A 21,790-nucleotide genomic window follows, 5' to 3' on the forward strand; every position below is an offset into this window, starting at 1 on the left:
TAAAGGAAAGATATGCCATTCGAATTCGAAAAGGAACTCAAGGTAACGAAGACCAAACATTCCCGGGCTTTTGGTCTTCGACCTGCCGGTGCATGGCGACAACCGCGGCTGGTTCAAGGAAAATTGGCAGCGCGCAAGATGACAGCCCTGGGCCTTCCGGATTTCGGACCGGTGCAGAACAACATCAGCTACAACGAGAAGAAAGGCGTGACACGCGGCATCCACGCAGAACCTTGGGATAAATACATCTCCATCGCAGCCGGCGAAATCTTCGGCGCCTGGGTTGACTTAAGGTCGGGAGAAAGTTTCGGACAGGTCTTCACCACCCGTCTCGACCCGTCACGCGCCATATTCGTGCCACGCGGGGTGGGCAACAGTTTCCAGGCGCTTCAGGACGGTACGGTCTATACCTACCTAGTGAACGCGCACTGGTCGCTCGAGCAGAAGAAAACCTACACATTCGTCAATCTCGCCGACCCGGACCTGGGAATCGAATGGCCCATACCTCTGGAACAGAGCGAGCGCAGCGAGGCGGATTTGCACCACCCCATGCTCAAGGACGCCAAACCGATGGCCCCGCGTCGAACGCTGGTGACTGGTGCCAATGGCCAGCTTGGTCAGGCGATTGAGCAATATGTACGCAGGCATGGATTGCAAGGTTTCGAATTCACTGACCGAGACGAGTTCGACTTTTCAGATTCCAAGGCTTATGAAGCATACGATTGGAGTTTGTACGGAACCATCATCAACGCCGGTGCTTATACGGCCGTTGATAAAGCTGAGACCGACGAAGGTCGTGTCGCGGCTTGGAAGGCAAACGCTCAAGGTCCAGCCCTACTGGCACGCGTCGCCACAGAGCACAATATAACGCTGGTTCATGTTTCAAGCGACTATGTTTTTGATGGAACGACTGAGGAGCATACGGAAACTGAGCCTTTTTCTCCTCTTGGCGTGTACGGTCAATCCAAGGCGGCAGGAGATATTGCGGTGTCGAATTCACCGCGTCACTACATCCTCCGCTCCAGCTGGGTGATAGGCCAGGGACACAACTTCGTCAATACGATGATGGAACTTTCAAATCGTGTAGCCGATCCAAACGATACTTTCAATGCAGTAACGGTAGTGAACGACCAATACGGTCGGCTTACCTTCACTGACGATATGGCTGAGGCCATCTTCCATCTGTTGAATTCTGGAGCTGCCTATGGTACCTATAACTTGACTGGCTCAGGTGCTGTACGATCATGGGCCGAAATCGCAGCTGAAGTTTTTGATAAAACCAATGGTAACGGTGACAAAGTGAAGCCTGTGAGCACTGCCGATTATTATGCCAGGTCCACCAGTTTGGTTTCGCCGCGCCCAAGGAACAGCGCTTTGAATCTCTCCAAAATAGAACATGCCGGATATCGTCCTGCTGATTGGGAACAAAGTTTACAGGATTATATGAATGAGAAGAGTGGACGTTAAATTCATATGTCCAAGTGTTCTTGTCCACATGGCCGTTTGGTTTGCGGTTATAAGGCGTGCATACTAGAATATGAACTCTTGCCAATAGGCTGAAAGGAAGGAAACGGCGGTATGAAAGGCATTATTTTGGCTGGTGGGTCAGGCACGCGGCTATATCCGTTGACCACTGTAACGTCCAAACAACTATTGCCGGTGTATGACAAACCGATGATATACTATCCATTGAGTGTGCTGATGCTCGCCGGTATTCGTGATATTCTCATTATCTCGACGCCGAAGGATCTACCTAACTTCGAAAAGCTTCTTGGTGACGGATCACAATATGGTGTGCGCCTTTCATATAAGATTCAACCCAGTCCGGATGGCTTGGCCCAAGCATTCATCCTTGGGGAGGAATTTATTGCTGGTGAACCTTGCGCGTTGGTTCTCGGAGACAATATCTTTTATGGCAATGGCCTTGGGCATATGCTTAAGGAGGCTGTGCACTATGCCCAACATGGCCAGGCGAGTGTATTCGGTTATTATGTCGATGACCCGGAGCGTTACGGCGTGGTCGAATTTGATAACGCCAATAAGGCCGTCAGCATTGAGGAGAAGCCGCAGCGTCCTGCCAGCAACTACGCCGTAACCGGTCTATACTTTTACGATGAGCGCGTGGTTGATTTCGCAAAGCAGATTGAACCTAGCGCTCGTGGAGAGTTGGAAATTACCGATTTGAACCGCATGTACCTTGCTGACGGTACGTTACGCGTGAGTACGCTTGGCCGTGGTTATGCTTGGCTTGATACAGGTACGATGGATAGCCTCTATGAAGCCGCGGAATACGTACGTACTGTGCAGAATGCACAAGGTCTTCCAATCGCTGTGTTGGAAGAGGCTGCGTATGAGAATGAATGGATCAGCAAGGAGCAATTGCTTGAGGCCGCGCACAAGTATGGGAAATCGCCTTACGGACAGCATCTGAAAGACGTGGCCGACAACAAAATCATCATCAATAAAAAGAACTGATTGGCGGAGTTCGTTATTATGATAAGTGCACCGAAAATATCCATCGTGGTTCCTGCTTATAATGTCGACCAGTTTCTGGCTCAATGTCTCGACAGCCTATTGCGGCAGACATATACGAACTTCGAAGTTATCATCGTCGATGATGCTAGTACGGATGATACTCCGAGAATCGCAGATGACTATTCCAGGCGGGACGCCAGAATTCGTGTATTACATAAACAGCATAATGAGGGTCTCCATCTTGCACGTAGGTCTGGTGTTCAAATAGGTCGTGGGGAGTGGATTCTTTTCATTGACGGGGACGATGAATACGATTCTGATGCACTTACTCGAGTGATGCGTTACTGTGGAGAGAGTAATAATGCTGATTTTATAAGATTCGGGATTAGCGTCATTCCAGAAGATAGTGCTGAATCTAAAGAAGCCAGACGTTTAGAGAGTACTTATAATTGTATGGAAGGATCACTTCTTGGCAGAGACAAGCTATTAAGTGTTTTTTCAGATGATGATCAACACCATGGTGTTTGGACAGTGGTAGCTACAGCATTTTCTGCTTCCTTATGCAAAAGTGCGTTCGCGATAATGTCATCCAGAAGGTTGCAACGGATGGAGGATGCCTATGAATATTTCGTGCTTGCTGATCAGGCTAACATGATTTCACTACACACTAGTGAGCACATTTTGCGTTACCACTGGGGTCGTGGAATTACCGGCATGCAGCGTATAACATCGAGACAATTCGGTAACGAGGCTCAGTCCATGAAAGACGTGGTCGATGCGGTCGGACACTATGTTCAGCTGTATCCTTCTGCAGCCGCGACTAGTGCATTTAGCTGGCTGAGTCATGAAATTCCGAAGCATGTATCAACGACTTTGGCGTTGCGTGTGTCGCCCCAGAACCAAGAAAGAGCCATGTTGGAATTCGCTCACATTTGGGACATTGATACAGCGCTATCCCAGGTATATCGTTTAATTTCTGACCGTGCCAAGGATTTAACCAAAGCAAATGCAATGCCGAGTATCAAGGATGAACTGTTCCGTTATAAATCCATTGCTCGTACCTTGGAACTGCTGTGTACTTATGATAACAGCAAAAAAACAGACAATAGGGGGGGACGTTGCAGCGGTTGAGGCCTCTCGTACACAAGCTTGTGTTGCACTCGCAGAACATCAAAAAGAGAGCAATATCAAGATTGTAAATGCCGGATCTAGTAAGCGACGATTAGCCATCTATTGTTTTTTCGATCCAAATGGACATGCGACTACATATATTAAGCCATTCTTGGATGACCTCAGAAAAAGTGTGTCTGATATCGTCGTTGTTTCCAATGGAGCAGTAGATGAACCGACAAAGGAATTGTTCGCTCACTATACAGACATGCTTATAGAACGAGAAAATAAGGGTCTCGATATAGCAGCGTATCGTGAAGCCATGCTCACTTTGGGTTGGAATCGGCTAAAGCAGTATGATGAGGTAATCTGCCTGAACGACACTATTATGGGTCCAGTCTATCCATTTGCAGAAATGTTCCATGAAATGGACAAGCGGGATGTCGACTTTTGGGGTATTACTGCCTATTCTGCAGAGAACATCAATCATGAAAGCATCCCTACGCATCTTCAAAGTTACTGGCATGCTTATCGTAAATCGCTCGTTTCCTCTCAGTCTTTCCAAGAATACTGGGAAAATCTACCTCAATGGACGGATTATGCTGAAGTGACTCGCCGGCATGAGATGCAATTCACTCAACACTTTGAAAATCTCGGCTTTACATGGAGCTCGTATGTCGATTGGCATAAATATGCAGGTATTTCTTCATATCCGTTGCTCTATATGCCTGTGCAGCTCATCCGTGACGATCGGTGCCCTGTCTTCAAACGTCGTTCATTTTTCGTAGATTACTCTACATATTTCGATCAAACGGCAGGTCAGCCAGCTCTTGATTTATATGATTATTTGAATACAAATACAGTATATGATGTGAATCTTATTTGGGATGCTCTGCTACAGTCATATAATGTAGCAGATTTGCGCAAGGCAATGCACTTGGACTATGTGCTTCCGTCACAAACGCTAAATCCAAGCAACGTCCCCAGGCCAAAATCAGCATTCATCTTCCACGTATATTTTATGGATATGCTTAACGATACATGCCAATATTTAGCCAATGTTCCAGAAGAAACGGATCTTTATATTACTACAACCGAGGACAAGATTCCGCAAATCGCTACAGGGATAAAGAACTTCGGTATCCGTAAGAAACCAACGTTTATACCAGTGAAGAATCGTGGACGAGACGTTTCGGCGTTGTTAGTGGCAGCCAGAGATGTAGTTCTTGGCGGCAAATATGAGGTTGTTGGTTTCGCGCACGATAAAAAATCCAGCCAGAATCAAAAAAATGGACATCATGGGACAGAGACTCAGGGGTTTTCATACAAGCTCATGGAGAATACCCTTGGTAGTGAGCAATATGTCGAAAACATTCTGACACTTTTTGCGCAGAATCCACGTCTCGGTATGGTATCTCCCATGCCGCCTTATCATGCACTCTATTTTGCGCATACACTTCCATTGGATTGGGGGCCGAATTTTGACATCACCAAGGATTTGTTGGAGAACACGCTGGACTTGCACGTTCCACTCGATCCAGCAAAGCCGACGATGTCAGCTATTGGATCATGCTACTGGTTCCGTTCGATCGCATTGAAAAAGCTTTTTGAAGCAAAATGGACATATGATGACTTTTTGTCAGAGGAACAGATGGGTGTTGATGGTACCATTTCACATGCTATTGAGAGAGCTAATGGCTATGTAACACAAGCCGCAGGATATTATCCGGCGTGGGTTATGAGTGATCGTTATGCACGCATAGAAGTTGACTCTTTGCTGCACACTACGAATACACTTCTTGATGCTATGGGTTCATGCAGAGAGGGTGAGACGCTGCTTGCCAATGCGAACAGTCTGAGGTGTTCACTTAAGAAACAGCCTTTACTGGGGCGTAAGTTCAAACACGGTATTCACAGACTTTTTGCTTTTATTGCGCATGTAGTCACTGCGCCGATGGGTGAAAAAGCAAAAGCGAGGTTTTATAACTGGGGTTGGCGTATAGTCAGTAAAGTGCTCGGAAGATGAACTTTCTGCAACCTTAAGAGAGGCGCCATATATGCGTTGTGTGTGGCGCCTCTCTTAAAATCCAATACGATATGTGTTCTTATTGTTGTGTAAGTTTTACTGCATCATATTTTAACAATGCATAATCTGAACCGTGCGCATCTTCACTTATTGAGAATGAACAGACATTCTCCTCGTTAGTATAGCCGATTCGTATTGTTTCATTAGGATTTTTCGGATCAGGCTTTCGAAGTGAAGCAGTGATTTGATATGTACCATTATTGAAGATATTGAGAGGTAAAGAAAAGTGGCGTTTATGTCTTCCGCTTCCACCTCTACCCATGGGAATAGCACCTGTGTCATATGGAATGCCACCACGGGTCATATCCAACATGGAAAACGCTAAATCGAAATCTTCATTTTTCGTATATTCATATTCAATATCAAATTCAAAGTTTTGCTGGCTGGATAGTACGACCTCTGATGTTGGAACGCACTTTAAATATGGAACCGTTTCGTTGAGTCCCAATGGATATTTGTCAGGGTTTTCATTTGTTTCATGCTTGTCTGTCTGCAAGCTTTTCAAGTTATCTTCCGTGTAAAGGTTGGCGGCGTCGTTCTTGTCTCCATTAACTACAATTCTCCCGTCGCGAATGAGAATTGCCTTATTGCAGTATTTTTTGACCGAATCCATCGAATGTGTGACGAGAATGACAGTCTTTGACGGATCTTTCTTGATTTCCGTGAAGAAGTTGTTGCACTTGGTCTGGAATGCCTCATCGCCAACGGCCAACACTTCATCAAGTACCAAAATGTCGCCCTTGGCTTTAATGGCTAACGAAAATGCGAGACGTACTTGCATGCCGCTCGAATAGTTCTTGAGCTTCTGATCCATGAAGTCTTCGAGTTCGGCGAAACTTACGATGTCGTCGTACATCGCCTCAATTTCAGTCCTTGAGAAACCAAGCATAGCTCCATTAAGAAAGACATTCTCGCGACCAGTGAGTTCAGGATTAAAACCAACACCAAGTTCTATGAACGGCACTAGCTTGCCTTGGTAAGCAATGGAGCCAGAATCGGGAGTGTATATGCCTGAAATGAGCTTCAATAAAGTTGATTTGCCACTACCGTTGCGACCAACGATACCGAGGAAATCTCCCCGCTCCACCTCAAAGCTGATGTCTTTAAGTACGTTCTGTTCTCTATAACCCTTGATGCCTCGAGTCCAGTTGATTAGTGCTTGCTTTATACCACTGGCTTGCTCTGTGGGCAAACGAAAGGATTTAGAGACATTTTTTACGGAAAGGACGATGTCTTTGTTTTGAATTTCTGGATTATTGCTCATCACAACACCTCAGCGAATTTTGCACTGTTCTTACGGAAAACGTACACGCCAAATAGAAAAATGACAGCAGTAAGTATAACTGGGATTATTTTAATATACCACGTGTGAATGCTTCCCCACACTGTAGGGACGTTTTCTGGTGACAACAGGTTGTGTCTGATATCCATAATGGCTTGCGCCGGTGGACTAAGTAACATCAGTTTTTGCACGGTCATTCCGACTTTCGGATTACTGGGATTCATCTGTGTGACCATTGTTAGCGGGTAAATGATGGGTGTAGCGTAAAATGCGACTTGCATAAAGACTTCCCACAAATGTTGTAAATCGCGGAACCACACGAATAGAGTCGCGAGAATGAGCGCCATGCCAAGAGCCATCAGATATAGCTCAGCAAAATTCAGCGGTAGAAAGATGATACGCCATGTGTAGTGTGCATGGCTGAAAAAGCCAAAGATGATGACTACCGCCATGTTTATGGCTAAGCTGATAAGTGATCCAATTGTTGCTGCGACAACAGTGATGTACTTTGGGAAATTAATTTTCCTCAGCAAATCACCACGCGAAACAACTGACTGCATCCCCATCGTTGTTGCTTCATTGAAGAAGTTCCACAAACTTATGCCACAAAGTAAGACGATAGGCCACGTCGGACTTCCGTCACTGACGCGCAGGAATCGCACAAAGACCACATACATGACGGCAAATAACATCAGCGGTTTAATCACCGACCAAGCCACACCAAGCCATGATCCTTCATAACGAAGCTTGAAATCGGTCTTTACTAATTCCTTCAGCAGAATCCACGAGTATCGATATCGTGCTGATAACTTTTCCCATAACTGTTTCATTGAAGAAAAGTATAGTCAATGTGAGGTATTTGCTAAACAAATTGGATAAACTCGCTATAGAAGTAGATGTGAAAGGTAACTGGAGTTATGGGTGATGAGGAAACTTCGCGGGTGAACATAGCAGCGGGAATCGTGACGTACAATCCTGATATCGAGGATATCAAGGCGAGTGTTCCACGACTGATGCGGCAGGTGCAATGCGTGGTCGTGGTGGACAACGGGTCGGACAACGTCGCTCAAATCGAAGCGGAGCTTGCGCCTTATGAGCGTGTCGTGCTGCTGAAGAATGCCGGGAACCTTGGCGTGGCGGCTGCGTTGAACCGCGTGTTCGAGTGGTCGCGCGGCCATGGATACGACTGGGTCCTGACCTTGGATGACGATTCTCAAATCCCAGAGGATATGGTCGAGAAGTATGGCAGCGAACTTCGCGGGCGGATGGATGGGCGCCATCCACGTGTAGGGATTGTATGCCCGCTACTGAAGAACCGCCGCGACGGCACGGTTTTTCACAGCAAGCGCTCGCGCGATGAATGCATAACGTCGGGCAGTCTTACTTCGGTTGCTGGGTGGGAGGCGGTGCACGGCTTTGACGAATGGCTGTTTATCGACGGAGTTGATTTCGACTTCTCGCGCAGGCTGGTGGCGGCAGGATATGAATTGGTGGAGTGCTCCGACGTGGTGATGCCCCATCAGATTGGTGAAAGCCGCAGCATCCACGTCCTGGGGCACCATCCGATCATCTGGAATCATGCGGCTTTCCGCCAGTATTATATTCAGCGCAATAACCCATATATCGACTATAAACTCGGTACGTACTCGTATCTCGGTTCCTTGCGCCGCATGCTTACGGACATGCTGTTCGTCATCGTTGGTGAGCGCGATCGCCCCGCCAAGATTCGCGCCATGCTGCGAGGATGGAAGGACGGGCAGCGCAAGATCCGCGCCATGAGAGGTGCGAAAGTCAGGGGGTGATCCGAATCAAAGCTCCGCATGCGTCGGGCGACGAACCCGCACCGGAAGATGCCGTGGAAAGCATCACTGTCGAGGGACGGAGGACCGGGTTCGCGTCTTCATGACATGTTTTTGATTTTGCGGTCGTACACCGCCTTCTCTAAAAGGCGCATCAACCGAAGCGCGTCGCAGTGCGTGTGTTCCGTCTTGGTCATCATCGAAATGGCCTTGTCCGCAGCGTCACGGTCGTGGCGAACTATCGCCGCATCCTGCGGTGCTGTGTTTGGCTGTGACGCGGCTTTGGTCTCATAATGCAGATTTCCGATTAGGGTGTAGTAGCTACGAGCCGGAGTCAAATGACGCCGTCTGCAGATTTCCATGTTGTGCAAGGCCGCCGTGACATGGTCGTGGTAGAAAGCGGCCGCATGCTTACGATGGGTCACGGATTGCGGCTGCTGGAGCCAGTTATAGAGATTCACGTCGATGTCGGCCACGGCGTGCATGCGGATATACACCTCGCCTGCGATGGCTGTGTCTTGCGCGTACATGCCTTCCGGGAAGCGCACGCCGCTCCATAATTCCGCCCGATAGAGACGGCACCAGTTAGCCTCATTGAAATAGCGCGCTTCACTTTTCCGACCGAGCAGATCTCCCGCGATGCGCAGCGATTTGCAGAACACCGACTGATAAGCCCGTAACGGGTCTTCGAAAACGGTGATGTGTCCCGGTGCTGATGCGCCTTTGGCGGCTTCTGCGGTGACCGCATCCATCTGGGAGACACCGAACTGCCGCCAGCGGGCTTTGCTCATGTCCGCGCCGGTGGTGACGAGTGCGTGGAGCAGCAGTTCGATGTTGCGCGCATCCAGGATATCGTCGTTGTCGGCGAAGGCGATGTAATCGCCGCGTGCGGCATCCAGTCCCGTGTTCTGGGCTTTTGCTATACCGCCGTTGTTCTGGTGGATCACCTCGATGCGTTGATCTTGGGCGGCGTACTCGTCGCAGATGCCGCCCGAGGTGTCGGTCGAACCGTCGTCTACAAGGATAATCTGCAGGTTGCGGTAGGTCTGGCCGACGATTGAGTCCAGGCAATGGCGCAAAAAGCGTTGCGAATTGTATACCGGCACGATGATTGAGACCAGAGGGCCACGGGTTGCGTTCATACTTCATATTGTAGGGTGCCGCGGGGATTGTCTGCCGTACGGCGGATGATGTGCCGCCGTGCCGCGTCGCTTGAACCAGTGCAGTACGCACCAGTTCACGCAAAGGCCGATCGCCGGAAGAAGAGTGTGACTTTGCCTGTTCCAAGTCCGTTCGTGCGCGCATGTGGTCGTTTGGGCGGAGATGGGGCATGGTGCTTCCCCTCAAGTTTCGGTATATGCTCAGCTATAAGCCAAGCACAAGTGGTCTGAGTATAGTGGTTTACGAATAAAATACTGGTATGTTAACGCTAACGGTTTGCACATGAAAAATCGGTATGGCTGTGGTATACCGGTGCAGGCCTATGTCGGTGCGCTTGAGTTCGCGTCAAAGCCGCTGGCATTGGGGCGGCAAAAGGACAGGTGCTTGGTGCTTGCGTCAAGCTGATGTATGTAAGAGGACTTTTTAGACTCTTTACAAGATTGTTGAGTCGTGCGTCGACAGGGGTGAATGGAGAACGATGAGCTATATCGAAGTGATTCACGAAACAAAGCGTTACAAGACTGGTGACACGGTCATCGCAGCGAATAACGATGTCAATTTCACGGTGGAACGCGGCGAGCTCGCGGTCATCCTCGGGGCGTCCGGCGCAGGCAAATCCACCATGCTCAACATCTTGGGTGGAATGGATACCTGCAGCGAAGGACAGGTAATCATCGATGGGCATGACATTGCCCAGTACAGCGCTAAGGAGCGTGTCACTTACCGTCGCCACGACGTGGGCTTCGTCTTTCAGTTCTACAATCTGGTGCCGTCCCTTACGGCTCGCGAAAATGTGGAACTCGCTTCACAGATCGTGCAGGATTCCGCAGATCCCACTGAGACGCTGATCAGCGTAGGGCTTGGCAAACGCCTCGATAGTTTCCCAGCGCAGCTCTCCGGCGGCGAGCAGCAACGCGTGGCCATTGCTCGTGCAGTGGCGAAGAACCCCAAGATACTGCTGTGTGATGAACCCACCGGAGCCCTTGATTACAACACGGGCAAGCAGGTGCTGCGCATCCTGCAGGATATGTCCAGGGTTCACGGCGCCACCGTAGTGATCGTCACGCACAACGCCGCGATTGCCCCCATCGCCGATCGTGTCATCCACATGCATGATGCGCGGGTCCAACGGATTGAAGAGAACGCGAATCCGACGGACATAGACGACATCGAATGGTGAGGTGGAACGAATGACAACATCATCTCGCTATGGCGCCGGCAAGCCAGTTTCAAAATCCATGCTTTGGAAGGACATCCGCAAGTCGTTGAGCGGCTCGATGGGACGCTTCGTGGCCATCGTCTGCTTGGTGGCGCTCGGATCGTTCGCCCTCGTGGGACTTACCGTGACCGGTCCGGACATGCGCGATACCGGCAATCGGTATTTCAACGCCCACCATCTTGCTGATCTTTCGGTAATCAGCGACTACGGTTTGGATGCAGCCGATCGCGAATACATCGACCGGGCGCCCGATGCCAGCCGCATCGAATACGGCTACCTGAAGGACGTCACGGTGAGCAAGGACGGAGCTAAACCGGGCTCCGCAGCCAAGCTGGACGATGAAAGCGTGCGCATCTATTCCGCGACCAAGCGCATCTCCACATATGAAGTCACACAGGGAAGGATGCCGAAAGGTACGCAGGAAATAGCCGTCAACGGTGTGCTCGCCAAGAACCATCCGGTCGGTTCGCGTCTGATTGTCAATGAGCAGTCCGACCAGCTCGGCCGTAAGGTGCTGCGCTCGCATACGTTCCATGTGGTCGGTGTGGTGCAGTCGCCCGAAGTGCTCAGCCGCGTCAATCTCGGCAATTCCACTTCCGGTTCCGGTTCCTTGGATGGTTTCGGCGTCGTGGCTCCTGCGGCGTTTGATTCCCCTGAATACATGATTGCGCGCCTGACGTATTCGGATCTGGACCGTATGCCCGATCATTATTCGAAGTCCTACACCAATGCCCTGCAACGTCACAAGGATGCCCTGAGCGACATCTTGCGCGACAGGCCCGTGGCGAGGTTGAAGGACGTCCGCAACTCGCAGCAACCAGCGATTGACCGTGGACAGAAAAAGGTCGATGATGGCAAGAGCCAGTTGGATGATTCCCGCAAGCAGCTTGATGATGCCAAGGCTCAGCTCGATGCCGGTGCACAGAAAATCACTGATTCACAGGCGCAATTGGACAGCGCCAGCGCCAGTGCCAGTTCGCAGATAGCAGCGGCGCAGGCTCAGGTCAACCAGGGGCAGAGTACCTACGACCAGCAAAACCAGACTTACCAGAATGCGGTGCCGCAGGTGAGTGCCGCCCGGCAGCAGGTCAATGACGCTCTTGCCCAGGTGAGCGCCGCACAGAGCCAGATCGACCAGTCACGCAATCAACTGCAGGACGGATTGAACACGGCCCAGAACGGCCTTGCGCAGGTGCATTCCGGCATAGACCAGACGAACGGTGGCATTTCACAGGTTCAGAGTCAGATCGATCAGATCAAGACAAAGCTGCAGGACCAGACCTTGACCCCCGCAGAGAAAGAGCAGTTGCAAGGTCAGCTCACGCAACTCCAGCAGCAGCTGTCAGCGTTGCAGGGCCAGCTTTCACAGTTGCAGAACGTGACGCTTCCTCAGGTGCAGCAGGCTCATGACGACTTCATCAATAACACCTACAATCCGGGAATGGCGCAGGTCTCCGCTGCCCAACAGCAGCTCGACGGCAAGAAGCAGCAGGCCGATGCGGCGAACGCACAGGTGAGCGCCAAGGAGAATGCGCTTGGACAGGCAAAATCGCAGCTTGATGCCGCAGCATCTCAACTGGCGCAAGGCCGATCCCAAGTGGCGCAAGCACAAACGCAGCTTGCTACGACCCAATCATCCGCTCAGCAGGCCATCGACTCAGGTAAAACTGACTTGGCTTCTAAAACTGCCGAATACCAAGCTAAACTTGATGAATTTAACAAAGCCCAGCCAGGTGCGACCAAGAAGATCCAGGATGCCCAGAAAAAGGTCGATGAGGCAACCTCGGCACTGAAGGCGATGAGAGAACCGACGTATTCGCTCGATTCACGGCGTGAGACACCTGGATCTGACGGTTACACCGTCTACGATTCAGTTTCGGTCATCGTGGACTCTCTTTCGCGAATCTTCCCGTACTTCCTGTATCTCGTAGCCGCTTTGGTGACGTTCTCCACTATGACTCGGTTTGTGCAAGAGGAGCGCATCAATGCAGGAACACTCAAGGCGCTGGGCTATTCGAACGGCGACGTCATGAAGAAGTTCTTGGTCTATGGCGGTGCGGCTTCGGCCCTTGGTGCGTTCATCGGCATTCTTGCCGGTCACCTGCTCATGCCGGTTATTGTTTACGCCGCCTATGGGCACGCTTTTGATATTCCGTTCATCCACATGAGCTTCCATTGGCAAGTGACTCTGGCCGCCGTATTCCTGGCCTTCCTCAGCGCTGTAGTGCCGGCGTTCCTCAGCGCGCGTAAGGAGCTCAGGGAGCGTCCGGCCGCTTTGTTACTGCCCAAGCCGCCTTCAGGTGGCTCGAAGATTCTGCTTGAGCATATTCCCTTCATTTGGAATCGTCTCAACTTCACCCATAAGGTCACCGCTCGCAATATCTTCCGCTACAAGCAGCGCATGTTCATGACTATTTTCGGGGTGGCCGGATCTGTCGCTCTGCTCATGGCCGGTTTCGCTGTGCAGGGATCGATTTCTGGCATCAACGCCCAGCAGTTCGGACCGATTCTGGATTACAGCCTTATTGCCGCAAACAACAACCACGTCACCGATTCTCAGGGTGAGGCAATTGAGGCGCGTCTGAAGCGATCAGATATCAAGCGTTCCACCGCGATTCACTACGAAAGCGTCACGAAAGTGGCCGGCCGTAACGATGACAAGCAGCAAATCACGCTCATTGTTCCTGAAGAAACGAATCAGCTTGGCGACTATGTGCGGTTGCACACCCGGCACGGTCATGAGCCGATCTCGCTTGACAGTGGGAATGGCAACGATTCGGGTGGTGTCGTCATATCGGAGCGTCTTGCCAAGCTTACCCATGCCAAAGTGGGGTCAACTATCGAGTTCCAGGCGCAGGCTGGGCGTACTTACAAGGTGCGTGTGTCTGGCATCTGCGAGATGTATCTCGGCCATTTCATGTTCATGAGCCCGCAGACCTATGAGACCACGTTCCACACCGATTACGCCACTAACGCCCATTTGGTCACCCTCAAAGACGGCAGCGTAAGCAACGTCAAGCGTCAGGCTGCTTCGTTCATGCGCCTTGGTGGAATCAAGGGCGTCATGCAGAACACGACGCTCATGGGTGAGATTGATACGGTTGTGCAATCGCTGAACATCATCATGTGGGTGCTCATCATCATCGCCACGCTGCTTGGCATCGTGATTTTGTACAACCTCACGAACCTTAATGTCATGGAGCGCATCAGAGAGTTGAGCACCATCAAGGTGCTCGGCTTCTATGATCCTGAGGTGACGATGTACATCTACCGCGAAACGATTTTGCTTTCATGCCTCGGTATTTTGGCGGGTTACGTATTCGGCGCCTGGCTGCACAGCTATATCCTCACCGCCGTGCCGCCAGACAATGTCATGTTCGATCCGTCGATCAGCTGGACTGGCTTTGTGGTCCCCCTCGTTTCCGTGACGGTAATCACCGCAGTTCTCGGCGCATATGTGAACCGCCACCTGAGCCGAATCAACATGCTTGACGCGTTGAAGTCCGTGGACTGAGTCCGGGTGATTTCCGCGTGCCGCGCGGTTTGTTTCAGGCCGGCTTGTATTGTGTTTGGCGCGGCGTCGGTTGAACCGGCGTTGTGCCAAATATGTGGCTTGGTTGATGGGACGGTGAGGTTGAAGTGATATACGTCTGCGTGGATGAGCAAATGGCGTAGACGGGCAAAACGGCATGGATAGGCAATGGCTTGAATAGGCAACGGCATAGAGGGAGTCTGTCTGGCGTCATCACCGGTGCCGTGCCGGCATCGTTACAGGGTATTAAGCAATGAATCGCGCGGTGCGGAATCGGTGATCGCTGCTGAAAGTGCCACATAATGTCACAGATTGTCGTGCGAATTATTAGCAGCAACATATGCTGCCTTGAAACGTCATAAACTGTAACAATTTCTTTCCTGTGTGACGGTTATTATCTGTCTCCGATCTGGGTTGCAGTTTTCCGGTTCGGATGCGACCAGGCCTGACATTAACCGATGGACGCGAGCCGTTGCACACAAGCCGCTGCACGCAAAGCCAGTTGGGGGCGATTCATCGATGCAAGTCGTCGGGCGCGATCCGGTCGAACGCAAACCGGGTGGGTCGTCACCGGGCTGAACTATAACGGTCGGGCTGTCGTATCGGATGTGTTGCTGCCGGTCGCTACTGAGTCACGCGGCCTTTGCCCGGATATCGGCATTGCCATCAGGTCGTCAGTAGGTGGAACCGCCGCGCGGTGACTCGGCAGTGTGCATAATCCCAGGCGTTGTGCTAAACTATCTTTTCGTACGCATTGTGTGTATCGCGGATGTAGTTCATCGGTAGAACGACAGCTTCCCAAGCTGTAAAGGCGAGTTCGATTCTCGTCATCCGCTCTGGTGCTTCGGTTGCGCACTGCCACGCTTTCAGTTGGCGGATTCAAGGTTCGGATGTGATGTAATCCTGGTGATGGTGTGGTTCTGTAAATCCATGAGATAGCTTTGCGAAACAACCCTGCAGAACAACCCTGCGGGATAAGCCCGTGGGATAAACCCGTGGGAAACAACTTTGCGGGTTGCGAGTCATTGCCCATTTCCCAATGGAACGAAGTGGTGCGCTTTGATTCACCGCCTATGACTTCTTTCTGCATCTTTGGGTACAGGCCCGCGTCAAGGAATGGCCAGTCAGGTGTAATCCCAGCGAGATTATTGTTGTTGCTGCCGTTTTCAAAGCCGATGCTAAGGATGCGAGTGAAGGCTGAGAATCTCGTTATGGTACCGTGGATAGCAGGCCAATCGAATGTTCGAATGCATTTCGGCGGAGCAGGGTGCACAGACTCCCCGCAATCAATGCCGAACCGGCATTCAATCAAGCGGCAGCAATGCACTCAAGTCGTCACGTTCACCGACAGCGCTGATATGTCCTGCGTCTTTCTCCTCGTCCCACTCAGTCAGCCCGCAAGCCAGTCTCAGCCATACATCAGGGTCGAGTTCGATGACATCGGGGGGAGTGAGGTTGTGGGGGTCCGATGCGGGGCCGTCGAGGATTTTGACGGCACCCCAAGGTGCCACGCGCACCTCAACGCCGGGGCCGGGTGCCTTGTTTTCAAGAAGATACAACGAGTAGCGCACGGCCATCGCCCAGGTGGAGCGCGGTAAGTCGGGGCTGAATGCAAGCCTTTCGCCTGTACTCTCACCCATGTGCTGCGACGTTTGCCGCCGCCACTGGTCAAAGGCCTTCATGCCTTTGCTGATATCCTGTTCGCGAATTGCTGCCATACGGCCATTCTATCCATATTGTGCGGGCACGGGGCAATGGCGTTTGCTTCCGCCAGGATTTCCGTACGCGATTTTGGCGGGAATTCGACCGACGAATGGGCAATCCGTGTGGTCACCATGCCCGCAAGGCCGAGTTCGTCATTGAACGGCCGCGTACGTGGAACCGCACCGTCAGGTGCACCGATGAATGAACGAAGGTAGGGGGAGGGAAGCGTGGAGAACGTTCTTATGGCGGATGGGTGGTTTTGGCGCGGGGTGGGAGATATCTACGACGAAGGAAGCAATGAATTCATTACGGTGGAAGGCAACGGCATTGCGATTGCATGGATGGCTTCCTTGCCTGAGGTGCGTTAAGGAAGCGGGCGCCACGGTTCATGAGGACGGAGGGGATCGAGGGAATGCATACAGTATCTGCAACCATACGTTGGGCAAAAGAAAATGCCGCTGTGAAGCTATCAACGGCATCACAACGGCGAAACGGCTATCAGTTCCGACGACTATCAGGCAAGATCGGGCTCGGCCGTTGCCTGCCCTGCAGTCTCGCCTGCATCCTCACTCTTGTCAAGACCGAGGTCGACGGGTGAAGAACTGTTCTCCCAAGGCTCTTCCCAAGGATCGTAGTCTGGGTTCTGCTGCTTGTAGAAGTACAGACATGCTACTGCCGCGAGAATTCCACCGAAGAGCAGTGCAAAGAACTTCCAACCGCTTGAAGATTTATTCTCCATTACGGCTCCTTTCTAGTTACTGTTGACTTGCTCTTCCAAGCCAACTCCTTGTACCATCATAGCCGATTGGTTGTGAAAATGCTGTGAGATGAACAAAATTCGGCGTTTTTTCATGAGACCTCATGCTGACTTCGAATCAGTGATGCACGAGCGATGTTGGTGACAAGGCGGTTTTCCCGTTTGTCGTCCAGCTTAAGATTCGCTTGTATCCCTTCGATTCCGTATCATCGCGCGATGGGTAGGTTCCTAAGCCAATGATTGACGCAAATGGCGGAAGTACCGTTATCAGGCGTCTGGCGGCGGGTTGTGGGGGAACGTTGGTAAGGGGGGGAAGCACTGCGTGCCGGAAATTGGCGCGGGTCAGGAGTGCTGATCCATTAAGAGGCCAGTCTGTCCGGAATCGCCCGTCGGAGGGGAATCACGGCTAAGGTTGCGTACGCTTACGAATCAGGAACGCTGGCGGGTCGGGGAACGCATTTCGGAAGCGTGGCCAGGTCAGTGCGGTCAGGTCGTTGATGCCGCCTGCAGAAGGTGTCGCTGAACTTTGAATGGTGGTGCATGACGCTTCCGACGAGCGAGAATGCTATGGTATCGGTTGAATGGATAATAGATGTTCGGCGATGGCTTGGAAAGCGAGAGTGCCATGACAAACGGTTTCAAGACGAACGGCCGCCCGTACCTGCATAAGTTGCGCTATTACTGGAGGGATGGGGGGCCGGTGGTCACCGATGTGACGATTGCTCTGTGCTTCGCGATCTGGATCGTGGAGGTGGCCTTGCGCAGGTTCGCTCCAAACGGTTTCGTACTGATGATCGGTTACGGCTCGTTTCAGCCCCCATTGGCCACCCGTATGCCCTGGACGTGGCTGACGTCGATGTTCCTTCATGCACCCTCGGTCTTCCATGTGCTGTTCAATATGATGACCTTGCTCGTCGTCGGACCGTATCTTGAGAGACTGATGGGGCATTGGAACTTCCTTGCGCTATACATCGCTTGTGGACTCGGCGGTGCGGCCGGCATGGAGGTCTACTGCCGTCTGAGCGGCGACTGGATGCTATCCGCATATGGTGCATCGGGGGCATTGTTCGGGCTGTTCGCCGCGGTGCTTGTCGTGTTCCGTCGCACAGGTCAGGACATCCGCACCATGGTGGTCTGGATGGCGATTAATTTCGCCATGCCGTTCTTTGACCATGCGGTGGCCTGGCAGGCGCATGTCGGAGGGTTTGTGACCGGACTGGCGTTGACTTGGTTGTTGGTCAACGGTTTCCGCCCGTTGCGCGCTTGGTCGCTTGGGAAGCGAATGTTGGTCTATGGCCTGGCGGTGGCAATCATACTTGCCGGAATCATCGTATGGTGCGTGCCGGTGCAGTCGACGCTGCTGTGAGTTGATCTGCGATGCCGTGACCTGCCGCTGTTGCTGTCTATAGTGAAAGTCATGCAAGACCGGTCTTTCATATGGTCTCTTATGACGCCAGTTGATGCCGTTCGCCAAGGGCGTCAACCGGCGTCATCCGGAAAGGCAGTGTAGAACTCAGTCGGCGCGCTTTTCCCTTAGCACGGACTCGACAAGCGCTGAGTACAGGTCGCCCAGGTCGTAGCCGGCTGCCGTGGCGGCCTGGGGCAGTTGTGAGGTGTCGGTCATCCCCGGAGCCACGTTGGACTCGAGGAATTGCGGTACGCCGTCCTCATCCACGATGAAGTCCGTCCGAGATATGTCCCGCAGTCCCAACGTCTGATGAGCCTTGAGGGCGGCGTCTTGTGCAGCGGCGAGAACCGGGGCATCCAAACGGGCCGGTACGTAGAAGTCGGATGCTTCGGGATTCACGCGCGCCTCGTAGTCGTAATTGTCGCTGTGAACCGCGACCTCAAGCGGGGGCAGTACCAAGAGCTCGCCGTCGATGTCGAAGATGGAGACTGAGATTTCCGTTCCCTCGACGACCCGCTCAAGCATCGCCACGTCGCCGTACGCGAAGCAGTCGATCAGGGCATGCGGCAGTTCCTTGGCGGAGTTCACCTGCGAGCATCCCATCGCGGATCCGCCCATGGTCGGCTTGACGAAGAGCGGCATGCCCAGCGAATCGTCGACCAGCTGCACGACCCGTTCGGCTCCGAGTTCGCGGAACATCGATTCCGGTAACGTCACGGAATACGGCGTGTTCAGCCCCGCAAGCTTACGCACCACGTTCTTGGCGATTGGTTTGCTCCATGCAGTGCGTGATGCCTTGGCTCGCGAACCGATGTAAGGGAGCCTCTCCATCTCCAGGACATCACGGATGGAACCGTCCTCACCGATTGCACCGTGGAGCAGCGGCCAGACGATGTCCGGTCTGGTGTCGGGGTCCGAAAGATAGGGGAGCAGTCCACCATCGATGTCGTGGAATGCTACATTCCAACCTGCTTCCTCGAGGAAACCGCCGACACGATGGCCTGATTGAAGGGATACATCGCGTTCATGGCTGAATCCGCCGCAGACGATGAGCACCTTGGTCGTCGAGCGGTCGATGCTTGATTTATGTGCTGCATGCGTGGGTTTATGGGATGCGCTCGCAGGAGTCGTGGTCTCCTGGCGTGTCGCGCGATGCTTCCCGTAGGTTTTTCTGGCGTTTGTCATCATCGTGCTGCCTTCCTTTTGTGTTCGGTTATGTGCGGTGGTTGGATTGTGGTCCTGCTGCTAAACGGTGTGATTCCGTTTTGATGTGGCGTTCTTCGCGGCGGGTGCGGTGCGCTTTGCGACGTTCTTGTCCGTTCGGTCATCAGAGTCATCGATGCGGCTGGAAGCGGTGCCGAAAAGCTCCACGGTTTCGCGTTCCGCGTCCATCACCCCGGCGAGACGACGTATGCCTTCATGGATGCGTTCCGGTGTGGGGTAGCAGAAGGAAAGCCTCATATGATGCGTTCCTTCGCCGTTGAGGTAGAATCCGGTACCTGCCACATACGCGACCTTCGCTGTGATGGCGCGTGGAAGCATCTCTTTCGAGTTGAGTCCGTCGGGAATCCTGAGCCATATGTAGAAGCCGCCTTTGGGTTTGTTCCACGAGCAGTATGGCAGATATTCCTTGAGCGCTGCGTCCATGGCGTTGCATCGTTCCTTGTACATGCCGCGATAGTCGCTTATCTGGGCCTTCCAATCGAAGTTGTCGAGGTAGGTGGTGATGGTCATCTGGCTCATGTTCGGCGGGCAGAGAATGCTCGCCTCATTCGCCAGGATGAGCTTCTGGCGGATGCCTGCGGGTGCCACGATCCAAGCGATGCGCATGCCTGGGGCGATGATTTTGGAGAAGCTGGAAAGGTACACCACGTTTTGCGAATCCATCGATTTGAGTGCCGGGTAGGTCTGCCCGTCAAACCCAAGAAGGCCGTAAGGGTTGTCCTCCACGACGAGCACGTGGTATTTGCGTGCAATCTCCAATATTCGAGGCCTGCGTTCGACGCTCATCGTCACGCCTGCGGGATTGTGGAAATTGGGGACCGTATACAGGAACTTCACCTTTCTGCCGGCTGCACGTTGGCTTTTGATCGTCTCTTCAAACGATTCGGGTATGAGACCATCCTCGTCGGTTTCGGCGTTCGCCACCTGAACTTGGAATGAACGGAATACGCCGAGGGCACCTACGTAGTTCGGTGCCTCCGCAATCACCACGTCACCTGGGTCGCACATGATGCGTGTTATCAGGTCCAAGGCGTTTTGAGAGCCGTTGGAGATGACCACATCGTCGGCCTGCACATCCTTGATGCCTTCGAGCTCCATGATCTGCAGCACGTCTTCTCGCAGGTGCGGGTCTCCCTGAGCCGAACCATACTGCCAGGCTTTGTCACCCTCATCGCGCATCATTTTGGCGATAAGTTCCGAAAGTCTGTCGAATGGCATGCGTTCCAAATAGGGCATTCCACCGGCAAGCGAGACGACATCGGGACGGCTGGCCACGGAAAAAAGCGCCCGAATTTCGGATGATTTCATGGCATCCGCGCGGGACGCATAGGAGTCGTACCATGGATCGTTCTTGATGATTCTGGGTTTTGGTTGGTCTGTGGACCGGACCGGTTTCGCGGTGCCATGGGGACCCACGGCTTTTTCGGATGTCGCGCCACCCGTCCTGCCGCTCTTCGATCCGCCATTGACGGTGGTGCCTTCGCCAGTTGACATGCCAAGCCTTTCGTCGTTTTCCCGTTGTCCGTAGCGTTGAGTCGCCGCGCCTCGTCATGCCGGTGGATGATGCATCCGACGCGCGTCCGTCCAACGGATGCCTTGGATGGCTCATCACCGCATTCATATATCAGACTCTAGTACCCGGCATTGTCGTGTGAGGCGGAGACTCTGCGTCGGTCGGTCACATGCGGCGCGTCGGCACGTCGGCGCAGTGGCGCGACCAGGCGTGGACCGCCCACCGCCGGTCGGGACGGTCCCGTGAACTCTTTGTCCGGTCATAGGAGAGAATTTCACGGTGAACACGTCGAAGCCGTTGCCTTATACGGCCGTTATCGGCGGTCATCGCTTCTGAAGCCGCATCATCGAAGACTGTTACTGCGGAAAACCATGCTTCTCAATCGGCAGGGCCCATGCATCGATGATTCATGAGGCATGAGGAGAACCGGAAGAGGACCAGGGGACCAGAGGAATAGGGGGGGGCAGGGAACCAGAGGACCAGAGGGGCCGCTGAAAGAGCGCAGAAAGAGCGGCTATAG

Annotated in this window: 16 protein-coding genes, 1 tRNA gene and 1 pseudogene; 11 read left to right on the forward strand and 7 right to left on the reverse strand. The window is 52.7% G+C overall.

What is annotated here, in order from left to right:
* Positions 1-12 precede the first annotated feature (12 nt).
* From BBOMB_RS05935 to BBOMB_RS05950, 4 genes and pseudogenes are all read left to right on the forward strand, one after another.
* Positions 13-1,467: pseudogene (locus tag BBOMB_RS05935) on the forward strand (sugar nucleotide-binding protein).
* Positions 1,468-1,578: 111 nt separating this feature from the next.
* On the forward strand, positions 1,579-2,475 hold the full coding sequence (gene rfbA, locus BBOMB_RS05940) for a glucose-1-phosphate thymidylyltransferase RfbA (protein ID WP_044087558.1): 897 nt from the start codon (positions 1,579-1,581) through the stop codon (positions 2,473-2,475).
* 18 nt (positions 2,476-2,493) lie between these two features.
* A complete protein-coding gene (locus BBOMB_RS05945; protein ID WP_156097140.1) occupies positions 2,494-3,606 on the forward strand; it encodes a glycosyltransferase family 2 protein in 1,113 nt (370 codons plus the stop codon).
* Positions 3,557-5,611, forward strand: coding sequence for a rhamnan synthesis F family protein (locus BBOMB_RS05950; RefSeq protein ID WP_193786676.1), 2,055 nt, complete (start codon positions 3,557-3,559; stop codon positions 5,609-5,611). The genes BBOMB_RS05945 and BBOMB_RS05950 overlap by 50 nt, the downstream gene beginning before the upstream one ends.
* A 79-nt stretch (positions 5,612-5,690) precedes the next feature.
* On the opposite strand, the gene BBOMB_RS05955 is transcribed toward BBOMB_RS05950, so the two are convergent.
* Both BBOMB_RS05955 and BBOMB_RS05960 read right to left on the reverse strand, forming a co-directional pair.
* A complete protein-coding gene (locus BBOMB_RS05955; RefSeq protein WP_044087559.1) occupies positions 5,691-6,935 on the reverse strand; it encodes an ABC transporter ATP-binding protein in 1,245 nt (414 codons plus the stop codon).
* On the reverse strand, positions 6,935-7,783 hold the full coding sequence (locus BBOMB_RS05960) for an ABC transporter permease (RefSeq protein WP_044087561.1): 849 nt from the start codon (positions 7,781-7,783) through the stop codon (positions 6,935-6,937). Before BBOMB_RS05960 ends, BBOMB_RS05955 begins: the two co-directional genes overlap by 1 nt.
* 87 nt (positions 7,784-7,870) lie before the next feature.
* On the opposite strand from BBOMB_RS05960, the gene BBOMB_RS05965 reads away from it, so the two are divergent.
* Entirely contained in the window at positions 7,871-8,755 is an 885-nt protein-coding gene (locus BBOMB_RS05965) for a glycosyltransferase family 2 protein (RefSeq protein ID WP_330934715.1), read from the forward strand.
* Between the two features lie 98 nt (positions 8,756-8,853).
* On the opposite strand, the gene BBOMB_RS05970 is transcribed toward BBOMB_RS05965, so the two are convergent.
* On the reverse strand, positions 8,854-9,894 hold the full coding sequence (locus tag BBOMB_RS05970; RefSeq protein ID WP_044087562.1) for a glycosyltransferase: 1,041 nt from the start codon (positions 9,892-9,894) through the stop codon (positions 8,854-8,856).
* A gap of 301 nt (positions 9,895-10,195) precedes the next feature.
* Here BBOMB_RS05970 and BBOMB_RS08420 point away from each other — a divergent pair, with 301 nt between their 5' ends.
* From BBOMB_RS08420 to BBOMB_RS05985, 4 genes are all read left to right on the forward strand, one after another.
* The gene (locus tag BBOMB_RS08420) at positions 10,196-10,318 is read left to right on the forward strand and encodes a hypothetical protein (RefSeq protein WP_269146619.1); all 123 of its coding nucleotides are present in this window, start codon (positions 10,196-10,198) and stop codon (positions 10,316-10,318) included.
* Positions 10,319-10,391: 73 nt separating this feature from the next.
* Positions 10,392-11,093 carry an ABC transporter ATP-binding protein gene (locus BBOMB_RS05975; RefSeq protein ID WP_044087563.1) on the forward strand — a complete coding sequence of 234 codons (702 nt, stop codon included), beginning with the start codon at positions 10,392-10,394 and terminating at the stop codon, positions 11,091-11,093.
* A gap of 10 nt (positions 11,094-11,103) precedes the next feature.
* Positions 11,104-14,646, forward strand: coding sequence for an FtsX-like permease family protein (locus BBOMB_RS05980; RefSeq protein ID WP_052377521.1), 3,543 nt, complete (start codon positions 11,104-11,106; stop codon positions 14,644-14,646).
* A 783-nt stretch (positions 14,647-15,429) separates the two neighbouring features.
* Positions 15,430-15,500: transfer RNA gene (locus BBOMB_RS05985), tRNA-Gly, on the forward strand.
* Between the two features lie 468 nt (positions 15,501-15,968).
* Here BBOMB_RS05985 and BBOMB_RS05990 read toward each other — a convergent pair.
* Positions 15,969-16,382: a sterol carrier family protein gene (locus tag BBOMB_RS05990; RefSeq protein ID WP_044087564.1), complete on the reverse strand. Its 414-nt coding sequence runs from the start codon at positions 16,380-16,382 to the stop codon at positions 15,969-15,971.
* 213 nt (positions 16,383-16,595) lie between these two features.
* Between BBOMB_RS05990 and BBOMB_RS08100 the strand changes: the two genes are divergently transcribed.
* Positions 16,596-16,736 carry a hypothetical protein gene (locus tag BBOMB_RS08100; protein WP_156097142.1) on the forward strand — a complete coding sequence of 47 codons (141 nt, stop codon included), beginning with the start codon at positions 16,596-16,598 and terminating at the stop codon, positions 16,734-16,736.
* 146 nt (positions 16,737-16,882) lie between these two features.
* Here BBOMB_RS08100 and BBOMB_RS05995 read toward each other — a convergent pair whose 3' ends face one another.
* A complete protein-coding gene (locus BBOMB_RS05995; protein ID WP_044087565.1) occupies positions 16,883-17,107 on the reverse strand; it encodes a hypothetical protein in 225 nt (74 codons plus the stop codon).
* Between the two features lie 643 nt (positions 17,108-17,750).
* Here BBOMB_RS05995 and BBOMB_RS06000 point away from each other — a divergent pair.
* Positions 17,751-18,491, forward strand: coding sequence for a rhomboid family intramembrane serine protease (locus BBOMB_RS06000; protein WP_044087601.1), 741 nt, complete (start codon positions 17,751-17,753; stop codon positions 18,489-18,491).
* A 147-nt stretch (positions 18,492-18,638) separates the two neighbouring features.
* Here the strand turns inward: BBOMB_RS06000 and BBOMB_RS06005 are convergent, their stop codons facing one another.
* Together BBOMB_RS06005 and BBOMB_RS06010 are read right to left on the reverse strand one after the other, a co-directional pair.
* Complete coding sequence (locus BBOMB_RS06005) at positions 18,639-19,721, reverse strand: D-alanine--D-alanine ligase family protein (RefSeq protein WP_081867336.1); 1,083 nt, start codon at positions 19,719-19,721, stop codon at positions 18,639-18,641.
* A gap of 57 nt (positions 19,722-19,778) precedes the next feature.
* Complete coding sequence (locus tag BBOMB_RS06010; RefSeq protein ID WP_081867337.1) at positions 19,779-21,251, reverse strand: aminotransferase-like domain-containing protein; 1,473 nt, start codon at positions 21,249-21,251, stop codon at positions 19,779-19,781.
* Positions 21,252-21,790: the final 539 nt, after the last annotated feature.

Source organism: Bifidobacterium bombi DSM 19703 (assembly GCF_000737845.1).
Lineage (GTDB): Bacteria > Actinomycetota > Actinomycetes > Actinomycetales > Bifidobacteriaceae > Bifidobacterium > Bifidobacterium bombi.

Coding starts and splice junctions, on each gene's coding strand:
- BBOMB_RS05990 (WP_044087564.1), bottom strand. CDS start 16,382: ATGGCAGCAATTCGCGAACAGGATATCAGCAAAGGCATGAAGGCCTTT.
- BBOMB_RS05975 (WP_044087563.1), top strand. CDS start 10,392: ATGAGCTATATCGAAGTGATTCACGAAACAAAGCGTTACAAGACTGGT.
- BBOMB_RS05965 (WP_330934715.1), top strand. CDS start 7,871: ATGGGTGATGAGGAAACTTCGCGGGTGAACATAGCAGCGGGAATCGTG.
- BBOMB_RS05970 (WP_044087562.1), bottom strand. CDS start 9,894: ATGAACGCAACCCGTGGCCCTCTGGTCTCAATCATCGTGCCGGTATAC.
- BBOMB_RS06010 (WP_081867337.1), bottom strand. CDS start 21,251: ATGTCAACTGGCGAAGGCACCACCGTCAATGGCGGATCGAAGAGCGGC.
- BBOMB_RS05995 (WP_044087565.1), bottom strand. CDS start 17,107: ATGGAGAATAAATCTTCAAGCGGTTGGAAGTTCTTTGCACTGCTCTTC.
- BBOMB_RS06000 (WP_044087601.1), top strand. CDS start 17,751: ATGACAAACGGTTTCAAGACGAACGGCCGCCCGTACCTGCATAAGTTG.
- BBOMB_RS05955 (WP_044087559.1), bottom strand. CDS start 6,935: ATGAGCAATAATCCAGAAATTCAAAACAAAGACATCGTCCTTTCCGTA.
- BBOMB_RS05960 (WP_044087561.1), bottom strand. CDS start 7,783: ATGAAACAGTTATGGGAAAAGTTATCAGCACGATATCGATACTCGTGG.
- rfbA (WP_044087558.1), top strand. CDS start 1,579: ATGAAAGGCATTATTTTGGCTGGTGGGTCAGGCACGCGGCTATATCCG.
- BBOMB_RS06005 (WP_081867336.1), bottom strand. CDS start 19,721: ATGATGACAAACGCCAGAAAAACCTACGGGAAGCATCGCGCGACACGC.
- BBOMB_RS08420 (WP_269146619.1), top strand. CDS start 10,196: ATGAAAAATCGGTATGGCTGTGGTATACCGGTGCAGGCCTATGTCGGT.
- BBOMB_RS05945 (WP_156097140.1), top strand. CDS start 2,494: ATGATAAGTGCACCGAAAATATCCATCGTGGTTCCTGCTTATAATGTC.
- BBOMB_RS05950 (WP_193786676.1), top strand. CDS start 3,557: ATGATAACAGCAAAAAAACAGACAATAGGGGGGGACGTTGCAGCGGTT.
- BBOMB_RS05980 (WP_052377521.1), top strand. CDS start 11,104: ATGACAACATCATCTCGCTATGGCGCCGGCAAGCCAGTTTCAAAATCC.